This is a genomic window from Paraburkholderia agricolaris (assembly GCF_009455635.1).
GTDB classification, from domain to species: Bacteria; Pseudomonadota; Gammaproteobacteria; order Burkholderiales; family Burkholderiaceae; genus Paraburkholderia; species Paraburkholderia agricolaris.
In genome coordinates this window covers 3,298,301-3,316,487 of the sequence record NZ_QPER01000002.1, presented here as the reverse complement: position 1 = coordinate 3,316,487, position 18,187 = coordinate 3,298,301, and the positions used below count along the sequence as shown (strand labels likewise).

17 protein-coding genes are annotated in these 18,187 nt (G+C 58.6%); 6 read left to right on the top strand and 11 right to left on the bottom strand.

The genetic code is table 11. The features are described 5' to 3' along the window. Positions 1–361: 361 nt before the first annotated feature. The 3 genes from GH665_RS36115 to GH665_RS36105 all read right to left on the bottom strand — a co-directional run bounded on the left by GH665_RS36115 (position 362) and on the right by GH665_RS36105 (position 2,464). Positions 362–850: an Lrp/AsnC family transcriptional regulator gene (locus GH665_RS36115; RefSeq protein ID WP_153141821.1), complete on the bottom strand. Its 489-nt coding sequence runs from the start codon at positions 848–850 to the stop codon at positions 362–364. Between the two features lie 47 nt (positions 851–897). Further along, positions 898–1,623, bottom strand: a complete 726-nt coding sequence (locus tag GH665_RS36110) for a haloacid dehalogenase type II (RefSeq protein ID WP_153141820.1) — start codon at positions 1,621–1,623, stop codon at positions 898–900. A 115-nt stretch (positions 1,624–1,738) separates the two neighbouring features. Next, positions 1,739–2,464 (bottom strand): haloacid dehalogenase type II, encoded by a 726-nt coding sequence (locus tag GH665_RS36105; RefSeq protein ID WP_153141819.1) that lies wholly within the window; start codon positions 2,462–2,464, stop codon positions 1,739–1,741. Between the two features lie 946 nt (positions 2,465–3,410). Between GH665_RS36105 and GH665_RS36100 the strand changes: the two genes are divergently transcribed. Both GH665_RS36100 and GH665_RS36095 read left to right on the top strand, forming a co-directional pair. Then, positions 3,411–4,334: a dihydrodipicolinate synthase family protein gene (locus GH665_RS36100; protein WP_153141818.1), complete on the top strand. Its 924-nt coding sequence runs from the start codon at positions 3,411–3,413 to the stop codon at positions 4,332–4,334. 291 nt (positions 4,335–4,625) lie between these two features. Beyond that, positions 4,626–6,020, top strand: coding sequence for an MFS transporter (locus tag GH665_RS36095; RefSeq protein WP_425496074.1), 1,395 nt, complete (start codon positions 4,626–4,628; stop codon positions 6,018–6,020). Between the two features lie 237 nt (positions 6,021–6,257). Here GH665_RS36095 and GH665_RS36090 read toward each other — a convergent pair whose 3' ends face one another. Beyond that, positions 6,258–7,325, bottom strand: coding sequence for a porin (locus GH665_RS36090; RefSeq protein ID WP_153141816.1), 1,068 nt, complete (start codon positions 7,323–7,325; stop codon positions 6,258–6,260). Positions 7,326–7,695: 370 nt separating this feature from the next. Between GH665_RS36090 and GH665_RS36085 the strand changes: the two genes are divergently transcribed. Further along, complete coding sequence (locus GH665_RS36085; protein WP_153141815.1) at positions 7,696–8,718, top strand: LysR family transcriptional regulator; 1,023 nt, start codon at positions 7,696–7,698, stop codon at positions 8,716–8,718. A gap of 505 nt (positions 8,719–9,223) precedes the next feature. Here GH665_RS36085 and GH665_RS36080 read toward each other — a convergent pair. Both GH665_RS36080 and GH665_RS36075 read right to left on the bottom strand, forming a co-directional pair. Beyond that, on the bottom strand, positions 9,224–9,790 hold the full coding sequence (locus GH665_RS36080) for a helix-turn-helix domain-containing protein (protein ID WP_153141814.1): 567 nt from the start codon (positions 9,788–9,790) through the stop codon (positions 9,224–9,226). Positions 9,791–9,867: 77 nt separating this feature from the next. Further along, entirely contained in the window at positions 9,868–10,383 is a 516-nt protein-coding gene (locus GH665_RS36075) for a lipocalin-like domain-containing protein (RefSeq protein ID WP_153141813.1), read from the bottom strand. A 187-nt stretch (positions 10,384–10,570) separates the two neighbouring features. On the opposite strand from GH665_RS36075, the gene GH665_RS36070 reads away from it, so the two are divergent. Beyond that, complete coding sequence (locus GH665_RS36070) at positions 10,571–11,461, top strand: LysR substrate-binding domain-containing protein (protein ID WP_246216485.1); 891 nt, start codon at positions 10,571–10,573, stop codon at positions 11,459–11,461. A 46-nt stretch (positions 11,462–11,507) separates the two neighbouring features. Here GH665_RS36070 and GH665_RS39745 read toward each other — a convergent pair whose 3' ends face one another. From GH665_RS39745 to GH665_RS36060, 3 genes are all read right to left on the bottom strand, one after another. After that, positions 11,508–11,780, bottom strand: coding sequence for a hypothetical protein (locus GH665_RS39745; RefSeq protein WP_279228449.1), 273 nt, complete (start codon positions 11,778–11,780; stop codon positions 11,508–11,510). Positions 11,781–11,790: 10 nt separating this feature from the next. Next, complete coding sequence (locus GH665_RS39740) at positions 11,791–12,066, bottom strand: IncC plasmid conjugative DNA transfer DtrJ family protein (protein WP_281357373.1); 276 nt, start codon at positions 12,064–12,066, stop codon at positions 11,791–11,793. Between the two features lie 152 nt (positions 12,067–12,218). Further along, positions 12,219–13,238, bottom strand: a complete 1,020-nt coding sequence (locus GH665_RS36060; protein WP_153141812.1) for a helix-turn-helix domain-containing protein — start codon at positions 13,236–13,238, stop codon at positions 12,219–12,221. Positions 13,239–14,036: 798 nt separating this feature from the next. On the opposite strand from GH665_RS36060, the gene GH665_RS36055 reads away from it, so the two are divergent. Beyond that, on the top strand, positions 14,037–15,548 hold the full coding sequence (locus GH665_RS36055; RefSeq protein WP_153141811.1) for a hypothetical protein: 1,512 nt from the start codon (positions 14,037–14,039) through the stop codon (positions 15,546–15,548). 101 nt (positions 15,549–15,649) lie between these two features. Continuing rightward, positions 15,650–15,967, top strand: coding sequence for a hypothetical protein (locus GH665_RS36050; RefSeq protein ID WP_153141810.1), 318 nt, complete (start codon positions 15,650–15,652; stop codon positions 15,965–15,967). 508 nt (positions 15,968–16,475) lie between these two features. Here GH665_RS36050 and GH665_RS36045 read toward each other — a convergent pair. Both GH665_RS36045 and GH665_RS36040 read right to left on the bottom strand, forming a co-directional pair. Next, complete coding sequence (locus GH665_RS36045) at positions 16,476–16,832, bottom strand: hypothetical protein (protein WP_153141809.1); 357 nt, start codon at positions 16,830–16,832, stop codon at positions 16,476–16,478. A gap of 210 nt (positions 16,833–17,042) precedes the next feature. Beyond that, a complete protein-coding gene (locus GH665_RS36040; RefSeq protein ID WP_153141808.1) occupies positions 17,043–18,020 on the bottom strand; it encodes a helix-turn-helix domain-containing protein in 978 nt (325 codons plus the stop codon). Between the last annotated feature and the right edge of the window lie 167 nt (positions 18,021–18,187).

Here is an 18,187-nt window from a genome sequence, read left to right as displayed (position 1 = left end):
GCGGTTGTGGCAACTGGGCGTGAAACCTGGCTCAGTGACGCAACCCGTCTAGGGATGAGGCGCACCAGTTCCTGAAAGCCGTTGTCCGCCCAAAGTCTACGTGGTAACCCAAGGACATCACGGCCCTGTGATTCAACAGGCACCGGTCATCGCCGGACCATCGTAAGTCTTTGTCAGCGTTGATATCGCGGGTAACACCAACTTGCCACAAGAGCTTTGCCGCTCGCTCGGACTTGATGCCAAACAGATGAGCAACATGATTCACGTCGAACCAGACCGCATCTTCGTCGAGCTTACCGACAAGCGTGCGACCGGTCGTCGTGCATACATACCGTACGGTCGTCATTCGTCGTCTGCTCCGTTAGTCGTCTTCGGATAACAGCTTGTCGAGCGGCACCGATTGCTTGACGAAGGGTGAACGGATGACGATGTAGCTGAAGTACTTCTCGATTCCGATATTCCGGTCAACGAGTTTTTCGATGACTTCCTGGTAATGCCCTATGTTTCTGACAATCGATTTCAGCAAGTAATCATATCCACCGCTGACCAGATGGCACTCCGTGATTTCTTCAAAGTCGCGCAGATTTGCTTCGAAGCGCGTGAAGTCCTCGCGACGGTGGTCATGGAGCATGATTTCGGTAAAAACCGTCACCGTGCTAGTCAGCTTTGCTAGATTCAGATGGGCTCCGTAGCCCGAAATGATGCCGGCCGCTTCGAGGCGCTTCACGCGCTGCAAGCATGGACTCGCAGACAAACCGACAGAAGTTGCGAGATTTGCGTTCGTCATGTTGCCGTTCTTCTGCAGTTCGGCAAGGATTTTGATGTCGGTCCGGTCAAGCTTTTGTCGCATATCGTGCGTCTTCGAATTGGCTGGAATGTCAATCGAAAGCGGCTGTACTAGCCGCGAGCCAGGTCTTCGTGGTGCGCCTTTACCAGCTGCGCCATGCTAGTAAACTTGTAGTCAACCGGTGGCTCGACAGAGTATTTCATGTTCGCACCAGACCCGCGCTGTTCATAACGTCGTTGAATCCAGCATGAGCGGAGATGCATTTCACTTGCTGGTTCATGGTCGTGATAAACGCTATCCGCAACATGCAGTGTATCGTCCTTCGCGATGCCCATCGCCGACAGCGTCGCAAACAGATACTCGAAGTTGTTCCGCGACGGCTTGTATGAGCCAACATCTTCCGCTGTCACGATGGCGTCGAAGTCGACAGCGAGCTTTTCGTTGGTCGCTCGAAAGCTGCGGTTGTCCACATTCGACACGACAATCAGTCTGAAATATTTCTTCAGATATTGCAGCGTGCTGGCAGAGTCCGGGAAAGCGGGCCAGTCGCCGATTGATGCACCGTACGCCACTGCTTCGTCCCACTTGTAAGACGCGTTCCACTCTTCGGCAAGCCGCTTGAAGACGACTTGAAGCAGCCGGTCGTACGGCATAGATGGCGTAACCATCTGCTGATGCGCTTCATGGCGAGCGTGGGCCTCAAGGATTTCATCCCGTGCGAGCGGTACTGTCGCTCGAGAAGCCAGCTCCGACAAACCCGATGCTATGCCGGACTCCCAGTCAATGAGAGTTCCGTAGCAATCGAACGTGAATGCCTTGAAATCCGTCAAAGCCACAGCGCCCCCTATGTTCCAGTCACTTGATACTCAAATTCCACCGAGACCAATGGTCTCGCCCGCACTGCCGGTTCGGTATTGACGAAGCGGCCACCACCGACGAGACGACATTGTCTTACTTTTCCGCCAGCGCTTCTTGATGCGCCTTGGCGAGGTCCATCATGCTGTTGAAGCGGAAGTCGATGTTGGGTTGCGAGCCCGGATTCATCGTCGCGCCGAAGCCCGGTTGTGAGTGTCGACGATAAATCCAGCACGATGCCAAGCCGTGTTCGTTCGCCGGCTTGTGGTCGTGGAAGAGGCTTTCGGCAGTGTGAAGGATGTTTTCCTTCTTGATGCCGCGGTCGCCAAGCTTTTCGAGCATGTATTCGAAGTTACGCGCCGACGGTTTGTAGGAGCCCACGTCTTCCGCGGTGATGATAGCGTCGAACTCAACCTTCAGCTTTGCGTTGCTGTAGGTGAAGCTGTCGTTGTCGATGTTCGACAGGATGACAAGCTTGAAATGCTTCTTCAAATATTGCAGGGCTTCGGCGCTGTCTTCGAATGCCGGCCAGTTCTGCACCGAGCGGCCGTACGCCACGCACTCTTCGTGGGTGAAGGACAGGCCCCATTCTTCCGCCAGACGCTTGTAGACGATGGGCAGCAGTTCCTGATAACGCTTCGCCGGCGTGTACTTCTGTTGCGACGACTCGTGGCGAGCGTGCGCCTCGAGTACCTGGTCACGCGTAATCGGCGTCTTTGCGCGGTCGAGCAAAGGCTTCAGCCCTTGGAAGATGCCAGTTTCCCAGTCAATCAAGGTGCCGTAGCAGTCAAAGGTGAGGGTATTAAAGTCAGTCAGTTTCACGGTAGCTCCTCTGAGATGGTGTAGATGAAGAACACAGTGTAGTGAGCATGTGCGGCACCCAGAACTTTTCCCGGGCTGCTAGACAGCAGCTTTTACCGTGCCATCAAGCCGTCGCAGCAGGTTCTGCCGCCCGCGCCCGCCGCCTCCCTTTTCCTAGGGGTTTCTCCGGATTTCGCAAGGCATCTATCGCTAGTGGACCTTTACTCCAAATAGCGGGCGAGCCGGCCATCCGGCAAATTTGTCTCGTCGTGTTACTCGTTACGAAAGTGCGAACTGTTAGCCATGTACTTCTATCTCTCGCAGGAAGACAGTCAATGGTCGGTTCCGGAACATCTAAGGATTTGGGGGACATCGGATGGCCGTGCTTGGCGTTGCACTGACGGTTCTAATGTGGAGCACTCTCGCAACGAGCTTAAACCTTCTGCACGGGACACCAACCTTGTTTGTTAATGGAGTAGCGTTGACGCTGGGAGGCTTGCTCGGCCTGCCTTGGGCAAAAAATTGGAAGTTGCCAATGAGTCTCTTGCTAGTGGGCAGCGGTCTGCTGTTCATTTACCACGTCATTTACTTCTTCGCGCTTCATCTCGGGGACCCGCGCAAACGAGGTTCTGAGAACAAAACCATCGGAGACCGGCCCTTGACATCACCGCCCAATTAAAGAAGCGGTCGTCTGCCTCGAACGCTCCACGGTCGTTCGAGGGGCTGCTTTCACGAGCTTGCAGGACAGTATGTGCTGGAAATCTGCGCCGATTTACATCTCAAATTAGAGATATCTGAAATGCAGTTCCATGCCTTTCTCGATATTACGTTGATGTCTACACTGGCCTCCATACCCGCTGCGTGACGCGCAGGCAAGACAGCCAAGCCCCGTGGCGAGTTGACCGTGGTATGGGCCCCGAACAGGGGTACGTCCTGACACGTAACTTTTTTGCACCTCGGAGACAGCATGAAAAGCATCGACCTCAAGGGGCTGGTTCCCGCTCCCGTTACTCCCTTCACTCGCGACGGCGCCGTGGACCATGCCGCCATCCAGCGACTGGGTTCGTGGCTCGGGAGTATAGAAGGCGTCAAAGGCCTGACCGTTCTGGGTCACGCTGGCGAAGGTACGTTCATGACGCCGGACGAACAGCAGAAGGTCATCGAAAGCTTCGTCAAGTCGGTCGACAACAAGATCCCGGTCATCGCCGGCATCACCCTGGAGGGGACGCAAGTCGCAGCGCTCGAAGCGAAGCGTGCAGTCGAGGCCGGCGCGTCAGCCGGCCTCGTGTATCCGTCGCACGGCTGGCTGCGCTTTGGATACCAGAATGGCGCGCCGCAGGACCGTTATCGTGCAATCCACGAAGAAAGCGGCCTGCCGCTGATTCTGTTCCAGTACCCCGACGCGACGAAGGCGACGTACAACCTCGAAACACAGCTTGAGATTGCAGCACAGCCGGGCGTGTTCGCGATGAAGAATGGCGTGCGGAACATGCGCCGCTGGGACACGGAAATCCCCGTCATCCGCCGCGAGCGTCCGGAACTGCAAATCCTGACGTGCCACGATGAATATCTGCTGCATACGATGTTTGACGTCGACGGCGCCTTGGTCGGTTACGGTAGCCTCGCACCGGAGCCGCTCGTCGACCTCATCAAAGCAGGGAAGGCGAGGGACTACAAGGCGGCGCGCGCGATCCACGACCGCCTGCTGCCCATCACGCGCTCGGTATACCACCGCGGCTCGCACATGGAAGGTACGGTCGCGCTAAAGCATGGTCTGGTCGCCCGCGGCATTCTCGAGCATGCAACGGTTCGTTCGCCGCTGCTGCCGCTGCCGGAAGGTGCTGATGTCGAAATCTCGCAGGCACTGCGTTTCGCCGGCCTCGTCGACTAATTGACGATTCTGACTCAACACGTACGGGAGTACGTGTTTCGCGGTGTGGGCTGAGTCCGTCACGACTCAGCCCGCACTGCGAGGCATAAAGGTTCGCCTGCTGTTTCATGTGATAACAACAAAACTATAGTCCCATGATGGGAACTGTCTCGACGTACAGTACCGGAATGCAGTACTGGGAGCGTCGTGACAGTCGCTAAGAAGCGGGCCGGAGCAGACGCCGCCTTCGATGGACTGGATGGAGACACAATGAGCAAGATACTGGCAAGCGCCGCGGTCAATTTTGACCATATGGCGAGTCATAAGTCTGAACCTGTAATACGCGCTGAACAACTGCTTTTCCGCATCGAGAACGTTCCATTTAGCCGGTGGCACACGAAGGCCCGTATCACTATGGGCAGTGCCACATTCTTCGATGCGTTCGATGCACTCTCGCTTGCATTCGCGTTGCCCGTTCTAGTCGGGCTGTGGCATCTCTCGCCGCTGCAGATCGGCGTTCTCATCGCTGCTGGGTATTTGGGGCAGTTTGTCGGAGCGCTAACCTTTGGCTGGATTGCAGAGCGATTCGGTCGCGTGCCGAGTGCGACGATAACGGTCGGCGTTATGTCGATCATGGGCGTTGCCTGTGCGTTCACTGGGAATTTCCAGCTTCTCTTTCTTGCTCGTTTTCTCCAGGGTATCGGCGTTGGCGGCGAGGTGCCTGTCGCAGCCACCTATATCAGCGAGCTGTCTCAGGCGCAGGGGCGCGGCCGTTTTTTTCTTCTCTACGAGCTAATTTTCCCGTTAGGGCTACTAGGCGCAGCGCAGGTTGGCGCATTCGTCGTCCCGCGCTACGGTTGGGAATGTATGTTCCTGGTTGGCGCAATTCCGGGTCTTATCGTCACGTTTTTCATTGCCCGGCTGTCAGAGTCGCCTCGCTGGCTCATCTCGAAGGGTCGGTACGATGAGGCCGAGCGCGTCATTGAAAAGATTGAGGCCAGCACAACGCGCCGTAACCTGGACGTTGAGCGCGACTGGGTCGAAGTAGAGCGGCGGCTTTCACGGATTCGCAACGCGAGCCAGTCGCGGAACAGGGCATCATGGAGAGAATTGTTCTCGGAGGCCTATCGCGGCCGCACGTTGATTGTGTGGGTGCTGTGGGCCAGTTCTTACTTCGTGGCCAATGGCATCAACAACTGGCTACCGAGTCTTTATCACACCGTGTATCACCTGCCTCTGCAAGAATCTTTGCGTATGGCTTCGCTATCGAACGTGCTCAGTGCTTGCGCGGTATTACTCTGTGCCTTCCTGGTCGACCGTACGGGACGCCGCCGTTGGGCGATGGCCACGTTTGTGATCAGCGGCGTGTTGCTTCTGGTACTCGCCACGGTCGCAAAGGGCAGTCCCTGGTCAGTGATGTTGCTGGGCTCATCAGCGTACGCGGTGATGGGAACGACGACGGTCATGCTCTACCTGTACACGCCTGAAATCTATCCCACCCGGATGCGCGCAATCGGAACCGGACTTGCGACGTCATGGCTGCGGGTCGCCTCAGCCGCCGCGCCAGCGATCGTCGGAGTCGTGCTTTCGGGTTACGGGATTTCGGCGGTATTCCTGGTGTTCGCTGCTACAACGATTATAGGGTTGCTGGCGTCGCGGGCAATGATTGAGACGACCAACCGCGCACTCGAAGAAATCTCGCCTTGATGGTCCCTTGCGGAATCGTGGCACCGAATGAAGTTCGTCTCGCAACATGAGTTCCTGAGCCATCGCCGCGCGTTGTTAAGACGTGCGGCGATGTTCTTTTGTTGGGACCAGAAGAAGAATCAGGGCGCAGCGTGAGACCAGTGGCTCGCTTGTAAGGCGAAGTTTGAAGGGGCCGAAAGCAGGCCGACACGAACCTCTCAGTTCATGCCGGCACGGTGAAGGAATTTGGGGCAAGTTTTAGAAAGTGTGTCTCATGCCCACGCCGTACGAGCTTCCGGAAGGCTTTGCGCTTAGCTTGTCGTAGGAATAGACGGCGTAGACGTCGGTGCGTTTCGAGAGGTAATAGTCGTAGCCGATCGATGCCGTGTTTCGAATCGAGTCCTGGTCTTTTGGTGCAGACCGTCTCGTCATCGCCCACTCGACGAGCACGGCGGAGGTGGGCGTAGCCGGAATCGAGAGGCCAAGCTCGTACGTATGAGAGCCGACCTCCGTCGTCGTTGTATTGGTGGTCTGCACGGCCGCGTAGAACTTGGCAAAGTTGGCGTTGTACGTGGCGCCAGCGAGGTAGAGATACTGCTGCACGTTCGGCATGTTGACCGCGACGCGGACTCGCTGTGCGGACAGGGCAACCTGCAGCGGGCCATTCTCATAGTTGAGGTTCAAGCCGAGGTTGTCTTTCCCCTGTTGTCCGGCTGTTCCGCTGACGCCATACTGCACGGTGCCGGTGAGGCCCATATACGCAGCGGACTCGTAACTTGCGACGTTAGACCAGACCGTGTCGCCCACAACGGTGTTGTTGTACGCCGTGGTGTACGACTGGACGACCAGAGGGGAGAACACAACCGAAGAGCCGAACGGGTTTAGCAAAATCTGATTGAGGTAGGTGCGCGTTGTCTGCTCGCCAAACCGGAAGATGCCGTACGGTGTCGTGAAACCCACGTAGGCATTGCGTGAGAATAATCCGTCCGTAGAGTTTCTTCCCATCTGGCCGGTGTTTGGCCGGAAGAAGCTTTCGAGGGTGAAGATAGCCGCGTATCCACCGCCCAGATCTTCTCTACCGCGCAGCCCCCAGAATGACGTCGTCAGACCGCCACCGCCGAGCACGACGCTACCCTGAGGCGCGCCACTTACTTTTGATTGGGCGACATATGTGCCCACCAGACCATAAAGCTGAATCGGCGCAGCCAGGTCCGGTGAGGATGCCTGAGCATGCACGACGCCAGTCCAAATGGAAAGGGATGCAACTGCGAGGTAACCTGGCACTAATCTGCGGCCAATAACGTGCACGCTCCGTTCGATTCTCATCTGTGGTGTCTCCTTTAAGTATCTGTGTGGCACAACATTGCCCGCCGGGAGCGTTGGGAGAACTCTCGGGACGGGGAATTCGGTTTGGTATTCGCGGCCTGAAGGTCGAACTGACCCACGATGAGGACGCGTACGGGATCACGCTGACGTGCTTACCTGACGTTCGAGTTGATGGAGGTGTTGCGTACCGCTCATCTCGTTCTGGCGGATGTCCGCATATGGCTGTCTCCTGCGCTGGCCAGTTGTGCAAGTCACGCTGGGGCCAGCAATTTCGTCATCGTTTCAGGCAGTCTATGCAATGAAAATTCATGCCGATAGGCGCATCGGTGTGATTTCAGATATGCTTTAAAAGAGATGGCCGGAGATAGCAATGGAACGGGAAGCCTTCAAGTTATTTATCGAGGTGGCGGAGCTGGGAAGCATCAGTCGGGTAGCCGCGCTCCGACAGACCGTCCAGTCCAACGTCAGCCGGCAGATTGCCGAGTTTGAACGCGAATGCGGGGGCCGTCTGTTCGAGCGGACTGGACGCGGGGTGAAGTTGACCGGGTTCGGGGAGCGGATTATCCCGCGGGTCCGCGCCTGGATTGCGGACACAGACCAGTTCTTCAACGACATACGCACCTCGTCGGGTGCACCGTTCGGGGAGGTGCGAATCGGTATCTTGCCGTCGACTGCCCATCCGCTGATGACCGCGCTATGCGAGCGCATCAATTCGTCCTATCCGGACATTCGTCTAAATGTTCGCGAGAGTCAGTTGGGTGAAGTTGAGACGTGGCTGGATAGCGGACGCGTGGACCTCGCTATCCTTTTCCATGCAGAGCGTTCCATGACGACGGAGCGGCTCGCGACGCTCGCGACAATCGAAACCTATCTTGTAGGCGCGCCAGACTCGCCTGTGCTGCAGCGGGAAACCGTCGAATTCCGGCGTCTTGAGGGTTTGCCACTGATACTGCCGGGACGTCCCAACCGTCTGCGAAATTTGATGGATGACGAGGCTCGACGGGCCGGCATTGAGCTTCGGACTGTACTGGAAGCAGACTCGCTTGCCGTCCAGCGAGAGGTTGCGGCCAGTGGCCGAGGATATGCTGTCCTCGGACCATGGGCCATCGCCCCCGACGTGCGCTCCGGGCGCCTGCGCGCGGCAAAAATCATCAAGCCCAACATCACTCGCTTCGTGACGCTCGCCAGTGCAAGCCAGGGCGCGATGACACCGGCAATCCGGATTGTGATTGCGACGTTGAAGGAAATCGCTTCAGCCTTATCCGAGTCCGGGGTGTATGACGGACTCGCTACCCAGTATGTCGAAAGGCATGAGCGCACTGCGCCGACGCCGGTCGCTGTAGCAAAGCCGACCTCTTCTGAGCGCTTAGCTGCCAAGGGCAGAAAGAAGTAGCGCGGTCGACGTGCTAGCAGATTGCACCTACTTTACGTTCAGGGTTGGCCACGCATGGTTCCAAGGCAGTTTTCCCTCCCGTATTGGCAGGCATACTGTGTGAGAGTGGTGCAATCGGTTTCCGGAAGCACTTCCCATACATAACCTGAACGTCCAATGAGCTTTGGCGGACGTGAGAGGCTCAGGACGAATATCTGACGGACGGGGGGCGGAGCATCGTGTCCGTCGCCGAGGCGATTGCCGCGGGACTGGATGTGGGACTGATTCCTTTATTCCTCGCCAAGGGGTGGAGTAACCTCATCCAGTTGTCCGACCCGCTGGATGAGTGCGAGACCCAGCTATGGCTGCTCTGGCATCCGGAGCGGGGCATATCTGCCGAATCTCAATGGTCTACTCGTATCTGGCCGAACAGCCTGCGCTGGCCTGGCGGCGCGCGAAGCCAAGCATCACTGCGCTATGGAACAACGCTGCGCGGGAATGGCAGTCGCATGCGTGTCCTGTCGCGCTACAGGAGCCGCGGGCTGCCCGCCCAGACGACCGTGGTTTCCACAGCGCTGCTGTTTGTCCAGTGATGCGCCTGGTTCGAAGGGTAATACGCTGCATCCCCGGCGCGCAGGACGAGGGTTCCGCTTTCCAGCGCAAGCGTGAGTTCACCGGCGGTCACGAACAGGGACTCTTCGATGGCATGGGTCGTGACGGCTGGCTGTTGCGACCCGACAGGCATCCGCACGAGGATGCTTTGCAACTGACCGTGTGGCAGAGGTGCCGTGAGGTGCGCAAACGAACAGGGCGAACCGGCAAGCCCGAAGAACTGTCGCTGCTCCGAACGCGATACCGATGCATCTGCGGTGTCGACGAAGTACTGCACCGGCATATTCAGCGCGTGGGCGATTTTGGCGAGTGACCGGACCGAAGGCGTGGCCAGATCCCGTTCGACCTGTGACAGGAACGAGGTTGAAAGACCGGCGGCCGTCGCGATCTGGTCCAGCGTAAGGTCGATGACACGTCGGCGCGTGCGAATCCGAGTGCCGAGGCCGGGTGTCAGCGACGCGGGGGAGAGCGGTGCATTCATACGGATGGCGATGCGTGGATGGCTTGGGGAGTACCGCCCGGACCGTGCCCGGTGGCGCGATATGCGATTGGGCTGCGTCAGTTGACGTGACGCCAGACCGACATCGGGACATCACCGTTGGGTCGTGCGGGAACGGTATAGCTCAGGGTGCCGTCCTTCAGCTCGTATATGCGTACCTGATCGGTGCCTTCCCAGTTCGGGTAGGACGCCTTGAGGATATGGAACGTCAACGCCTTGCGAAGCAGATCGGCACTGAGCGTGCCGAAATGCGTGCTGAGGCCAAGCGCGGCCGCCCGGTATTCCTCCGGTGTCGCTGTCTCCTTGTCGCCGGAAGCGAACGGCCTCCGTTCGCTGTTGAAGATCTGCAGTGAATAATGCCCTTGCGAATCAATGAAAAGCAAGCCTTTGGGCGCCGGACCGTAGTCGTGCGTGCGCGTACCGTCCCTGTGCTGCACATCAGCGCTCACTAATGTCCATGTGCCGACGAGGGGCGGGGCGATGGCATCCATCTCTGCGCGGGCCGGCAACGTTGCGATCGCTAGCAACGCGAGCGCGGTAGCGCCACCGATCTTGGAAAATCCCTGGATTTTCATGATAAGGATTGCTTTTTAATGTTGTGAGGATTGCTTCACTGAATAACGAATCCAAAGAGGCCTTGAATATTTGGGGGCAGTTTGGGTCCGGCATCGGAATAATGTTGTCCGCGCTCAGAAAATTACTCCAAGCAGACAAAGAATAAAATACAATAATTCCGTTCGCATATATCGGAATAACTGAACGATGGCAACCAATCTGGACATGGATGTCCTGAGGACCGTCGTCATCGCCCATCGGCTTGGTAGCTTTAACAAGGCCGCGGCACACATCGGGCGGTCACAATCGGCGGTTAGCCAGCAGATTCACAAGCTGGAAGAGCAGGTGGGGGTGCCGCTGTTCGTCAAGCAGGGACGCGCGCTGGCGTTGACCGAAGCTGGCGACGTCATGCTGGCGTACGCGCAGCGCATGCTCGATCTGAATGACGAGGTGGTGGCGACGATCCGCGGGCGAGCCGTTGCCGGCCGTGTACGCTTCGGCTTGCCGGCGGATTTTGCAGAAGCCTGGCTGCCGGCGGCGCTTGGACGTTTCAAGAGGGCACATCCGTCGGTCCTGATCGACGTCGTGGTGGATGCCAACCGACGGCTCCTTGAGCGTCTCGACAACGAGGAACTCGACCTGGTCCTCGCGCTCGGAAGCGACAGCCGCAAGGACGCGGAAGTCGTTGCGGCGTTGCCGTTTGTCTGGGTTGGTCCTGCAGCGTCCACACCGATCTGGGAACCGGGGGAGCCCATTCCACTCGTCGCGTTCGAGGCACCCTGCTTCTTCCGCAAACGGGCACTCGATACGCTGGATCAGGCCGGATTTTCATGGCGCATCGCGTTCACCAGCCCGAGTCTTCACGGTTTATGGGCGGCTATCGAAGCTGGTTTGGGCGTCACGGTGCGTACGCCTTTGGGCCTGCCAGATCGACTTCGGATATGGGGTGAGGCGGGCGGTCTGCCGCAAATTGTGAGTGGACCACTCAGGGCGTGTCTGCATACACGACACCGGGCGATGGAACCGGCGTTGGCTCAGTTCAAAGCGGTCGTGCTGGAAACGATTACCGATCAGCGGGGCGACGCTCTGGCGGCCTGACGTACTGACCCAGTCACGGGCGGGCCGTTCCTGGCATGCCTTGAAACTACATCCCTTTGCCCTTGCGATTCAGCGAAGGATAAATGTCGAACCTTTGAAAGTCTGCAAACCGTGACCGAATGTCGTCGATTGTTGGCCTGTACGATGCCCGTCCGTAAGGCGGGCAGGTGGCGGCGCCTTTGAGATACTTCTTGAAGCTACCCGCGGCGATATCCATGGCCAGGCTCAGGGCCGCGGCGGTGGGGAGTAGTACAAGCAACGGAGTGATGCTGACCAGGAGCGCGAGATCGGTCGCCCCTGGCAGGATCGCCAGCGGCATCACACTGGCTCTAGCCCGGTGTTAGACAAAACCGGACTCGCCCCCGGCGCACTAGATCGTCAACCAGTCCGACGAACGCCGCCATCGCGAACAGCGACAAGGTCAGGCAGAGCAGCGCCAGCCGAACCAGGAGCACCAGAACGGCATAGGCGGCCGCGAACAGATCGGCCTGCAGATGCATAGCCGCCCTGCCGAGGTAGTAGCGAACATCCTTCTCATGGCGCTGACTGTCGGGCTGCGCACACGCCGGCGATTCCTGCAGGGGATACCGGCCTATCGGGGTCATGACCCGCCGCGGCAAGATTTGCCCTATCCGCCGGATGGGCGGCGGCACGGATGGAAGGGGAAATGTGCGTCGTGTTGAGTGGGCTATGTCCAGGGTCCGCTATCGCGTGGCTTGCTGGTTTGCTGACCAATGTCAGGCGGTGCGGACAGGACTCAACCATCCCTCATGCTGTTGTCTTCTGCGACCGAAGGATCGACGGCCCCGCTCAGGCACCGCCGACGCTCGAGCGTTTCCCCTGGCGTGTAACCGAAATGCGCCTTGAAAATCCGGATGAAGTATTTCTCGTCGGTGAAGCCGTGGCGCAATGCCACGTCGCGAATACGTTCCCAAGGACGGCCAGGCGTCGCCAGAATCTGGTGGACCCGATAAAGACGTCGTTGACGGATCTCCCGCATGATGCCGCCGGTGTGGTCGAACAATCGATAAAGCGTTGCGCGCGATATCCCGACGTCCCTGCATATCCGGTCGGCGGACAGATCGGGCCGCAGCAGATGGGTATCGATATAGCGCTGTACCCGATCCATGAGCGCATTCTGGATAGGCACCTCGGCGGCGATCAGGGCGTCGCGCCCAGGCCGCAGGGTCGCGGTCAACAGGTGGAGCGTTGCCTGGACCACGTGCGGTACGTCGTGCGCCGTGAGCCGGGGCAGGGTGTGGTACAGATGCGAAAGGTGGTGGCCGAAGAGCGAGGCCATCCCGCGCGTCAGGGAGCGGCCATGCCATGGAGCGGCATCGGCTGGGAGCAGGTCGCGAGGAACGGAGAGCGAGAGTTCGCTACCCGGTGTGATCGCACGCTCGAACACGCTCGCGAAATCCAGCACGTACAGCTCCCCCGGCGGCTTGATGCTGGCGATCGCATCGGAGCGCAGCGCGACCGATCCATTCAACTGCAGACTGAAGCTCAGGAAGTCGCGCTGATCGGCGCGGATGCGCGCCGCCGTGCGTTTCGCGTCGTAGGCGACCGACGGGTCCGGGTGTTGCCAGGTGCGACGTGCGAGGACAACGGGTCCCAGCAGAACATGTTCGCGGTGGGCGTCGAACGGGATGTCGGACGGATACGCGGTGACGAAATCGCAAAGAGTGCTGCTGGCGGCCCATGCGTCGAATCGTTCGTCGACAGGGGCATTGCGGGTCGAAAAACGGTGAACGGCCGGGGCAGAAAGTTCGTGCACGTCGCGGTTCCTTGCAGACGGGTATGCGTTATTAAAAGCGGGCGCGCGTGGTACGGCAGAAGAAACGTATTGATATTGTCACGGGATGGACGCCATTAAATAACCCGGGTTTATACGAATGGGGTGGCGCCATCTTGAATGGCGCGATTTAAAAAATTGAAGGGGATATTAAAAAAATTCAGCGATTCATCGCAGTCGTAAGAAGTGTCTGTTCATTTCGGTTATCTAAATATTCTAGTAATGAGTCGTCGCGCGCATTAATGCGGGTTGAAACAAAAGTCCACCCAATTTGAGACATCTCTATACCCACAATGCATTCGGATCAACTTAGAATTCGTCAACGATTAATCTGATAGCGATCCAAGGTCTTAAAGTCAACGCTTCCCAATATGCCCGTGTCGGGTGTATGCGTTCCGCAAACGGACGACTGCACCTATTCTTGGCACGGTATCGGCGTTGCCGATTGAGTGATTTTCATGGGTGCGACGACGATTATCGCGAGGCGTCCACTAAAAATCGGACATGACGGCGAATGCTTTGTTCGCGTATTCCGGTTCGGCATAAGTCTAGTTGCAGGATGCTGTGCCAGTTCTACCGGATCACCGTTTTATTCATCTCGTGCCAACCACGGCGCCGTCGCGCACCGGCATTGGTGCGTGTGGGCTTCCTTCACGCCGAAATGAATTCACGGTGCCCCGATGTAAACCGGATGCAAATGAATCCGATGGTGGGGAGGGAATGCGCTGCCATTCCCGTTTTTGTCAGCACAAGGACGTGACTTTTCTTCTGGGGATATGCATGAAATCTATCGCAGCGGTTGCGGCAGTTGCCCTCGCAACCAGTCTCGTGTTGTCGGCCTGTGGCGGCGACGATGTGTCGAAAACTTCCGGCAACGCATCGACAGGGTCGGGGGGCACGACCTCTAATCCCGGTAACCCGTCGAATCCGGGCGGCGGCACCAGCACCAAGGCGGGTTGGTCGACCGCAGGGACGATCGACGGCAAGGGACCTGAATTTTCTCCGTCAGTGACCATCGATGCGCAGGGCAATGCGCTCGCGTTGTGGATGACGAACGGCCCCAGCGGCAGCCTCGGCAACGAAATGTGGTCAAGCTGCTATGTTCCGGGCACCGGCTGGGTAAGCCCGACGCGCGTTGACACGTCCGACGGCACGAACGCCATGAATGCGCCCGGCACCAGCGCGCCGTTGCTGGTCGGCAGCGCCGATGGTCATGCGGTGGCGCTGTGGCAGCAGTTCCTTGCGGGTGCAGGGTACGGGCTGTGGGCGCGGCCCTACGATCCGGCGACCGGATGGGGTTCGGCCGTGGAGTTGTCCCCGAACGAGACCAGCTATGCATGGGACGCGGGGATCGACGCGAAGGGCAACGCAATCGTGGCCTGGCAGCAGAAGACCGATGTAGCCGATACGCGCGTTTTCACGAGTCGGTATACCGTCGGCGGCACGTGGTCGTCTCCCGAACAGATCCAACAACCTGCGCAGACGGGACCAGGCGCGGTCACCGGCATCGGCGGTCAGGGCATCAACAATGTCGAGGTGAATCTCGCGGTGACGCCGTCGGGCAATGCGGTACTCGCATGGCGGCAGACGGACAGCACGCATTCGGCGTTGTGGGCATCAACCTACGACCCGGCCCAGGGCTGGGCCAGTGCGAACCCGGTGGTGCTCGAGCCGAACGGCGCGGCAAGCAAGTCGATCTTTGCGCCGGCCGTCGGCATGGATGCGAAAGGCAACCTCATGCTGGTATGGGGCGAGGTCGACATTGACAGTAACGGGGCGCACACCACGACGATGTCCCAGCGCTACCTCGCCGGCTCGGGCTGGCAGGTGGAGCAACCGGTGGCCCCGTTCATCGACACGACAGACACCGGCTATTATCCGCAACTGGCCGTGAATGACCAGGGCATCGCGGCAGTGACATGGATCCGGCCGGACGGCACGCTGCAGGCCAGCGTGGCCAACGCCAGTGGTACCTGGGGGCCAACGCAACAGCTGACAGCGCATGTCGATGAGACGAACGGGCGTCAGCCACAGATTGCCGTCGACGCCGCGGGCGATGTGACAGTGGCATGGCAGGATGCGGGCACCTCGGGATCGCTCGATGTCGTCGCCAATCGCTATACGAACGGTGCTTGGGGCACGGGCGCGCTGTTCGGTCAGCATCCGCAGGATTCGAGTTGGCCCGCACTGGCTGTCAACGCATCGGGCATCACGGCGCTTGTCTGGCAGCTTTACAAGGACAACACCGTGGGCAACGTCTTGCAGTCGAGCTTCTATACCCCGGCTTCGTAACTGTTGTATCGCGACGCGGCGTGAGGCCGATCGTCGACGTGTCGGGTCTCTGTCGCTGGAGTGCGGCGGAGACCCAATGGATAAGAAAAGGGAAAGAAAAAATGGAAATTCACAAAGCAATAAGGACCGCTACAGGGTTCGCCGCCACTGGTCTGATCCTGTCGGCCTGCGGGACGACACAGCTGAACATGATCGATATCCAGAACTCCACCGCGAAGACGCTGGGACTCGGGTCATCGGACGAGATCACGATCGCCAATATCCAGTACGGGCAAAAGAATGCGCTTGGTGGCCAAACGGTCAGGTACGACGCAACGACTGGCAAAGGGCGGCGCTTTACGTGCACGTTTTTCATGATCCCCGGGCTAACGCCGATCAATCCGCCGACCTACAACGACTGGGAATGTCATCCCAAGTGATGACAGGGCAGGGAGATCACGGCAAACGTCCGATCAAGGTGGTTGGGTGAACGTCCGTCCCACCACCGGCTTTTCACTAACCGACGATTTCCCGCTCACCTGTTCAGCTAACTCGCGCCATCTCTTCGGAACGAACTATGAAAACGACAGCAAGCAAATGTATCTCGGCGATGTTCATCACGACCGTTTTGGCTGGGTGTACAGTTCCTGCGTAAAACCGGGGCGCGGTTGGGGCTGGATCCGATGCTTCGCTTTCCAGTGCTGACTGGGCCAAGGTCATCGACAATGACCGTGCGTCAGTGTCGAAGGAAGTGATCCAATACGATCTTCAAAAGAAAAATCCGATTCCTGAAGGTCAGGACATTCTGGCCTCTCACGACTAGGCAAGGGCACGCATCTGGTCGAAAAAAATGAATGCCATTGTGGAGGTGAGAAGCAAAGCCACGGAGAAGTTCGCGCCAGTCCTTGCCCTTCAGGGCCCGCCCGAGAAACCATGCCTCGCTGGAGATCACGAGACTGTCCTGCACCATCCTGCCTTCGACGGTGGATTTAAGTGCGAACAATGCGGATTCGCGCGACTGTGGTTCCCGGTATCCCTGGTCGGCGCCGTACAGTTTCTCGAGTTGCTCGGCGACAGCCCGGCTTCGTTCAGGTGGGCGTAGAGCGTGTGACTCCATGTACGCTTCTTCGGCAGGAACTGCTTCGCCACGAGGCTGTCGGGCGACCAGGCGGGGATGAGTTGTCCGACGGTCGTGTCGTGGAAGAACGAGGCGTAGGGCGTGTCGCGCTTCTTGGGCTTCGGGGCGGACTGGGGTTGCAGCAGTTCGGCAGCATGCCAGTACCGGACGACGTTTTCCTGACTCATCGTGTGATTTTCCCTGGAGACTTCCTATCATTGTTCACATGATATGGCCCAATGGCTTGACTGTGGCATCAAGTCGGCACGACACGTTGCGAGTCGACCAGGGCCAAACAGGGAGCCCTGGCTCCGCTACGTCTCCAACAGGATGGACGACCCGGGTGGTGTACACGGTTACAATCGCCGCGAAGTAATCATCGCGCGGCGCGCACATGACTACGATGAAGAGATGCTCGTTTGCTCGAACGTCTCGCTAGGCGAATAGCCGAACCGTGCCTTGAATATCCGGCTGAAGTACTTCTCGTCGGTGAAGCCAAAACGTTGCGCAATCGTGCGGATCTTCTCCCGACGGTCACGCGTAGTCGATAGTGCCTGGTGAGCCAGGTCGAGACGCCGTTGCCGTATCTCCCGCATCACCCCCCCGGCGCCCGCAAACAGTTCATACAGCTTCGCCCGGGAAAGACCCACGTCCTTGCATATGCGGTCGGGCGTCAGGTCGACCTGAAGCAGGTGCGTGTCCATGTAGCGGCGGACGCGGCGGGTCAACAGATCCTGAACGACACCGCTCGTCTCGGGTAATCCGTCTGGCTTGATCCGCACGCAGGCGATGAGCAATTGTGTGGTCGCGTCGACGACGTAGGGCATGTCGTCAGCCGTGAGCCGGGGCAGGTTCTCGCGGAGGGATAGCAGGTGGTCCCTCAACAACGCGGCCGGACCCTGAGTGAGTGAATGCCCGTGGTGTCTCTCAAGGGAAGGTGGCAGTAATGCGCGCGGCACCGCAAGCGCGATCTCATGTCCTGGCGCGACTTCGTACTCGAAGGGATTGCCATAGTCGAGAACATAAAGATCGCCGGCCTGTTTGATATGCGACGTGGACCGGGTTTGCAAGGCTAACGCGCCGCATACCTGAAGATTGAAGCAAACGTAATCGTGTTGATCCACGCGTATGTGCCTCGGTCTTCGCTCTGCACTGAAGTCGGCTGTCGAAGACGGATGGTGCCAGACGCGATTTTCCAGCACGAACGGCCCAAACGAGACGTGTTGGCATCGCATGTCAAAGGAGGTGCGTGCTCCTTCGCTGGGATCGAAATCGAAAAACGGGACGCCTGAGGTCCACGCTTCGAACTGTTCGCTTGGCGAGGCGTTGTCTGTAGCGAAACGCTCGACCTGCAGACGGGAGGGATCGCTGGTCATGGGGAATGGGTGTCTGTATCGTCGCTACTTGCTGCGCCAGAATGGGCCTCGGAAAACCAAGCAATCAGCGCCATTCGCCGGTGTCACGTCTTTCCTTCTTCGCGAAGGTGGAATTACGTCTACATTATGGCAATCAATCGGCCTGGTGGCATTGCGAAACCCCATGA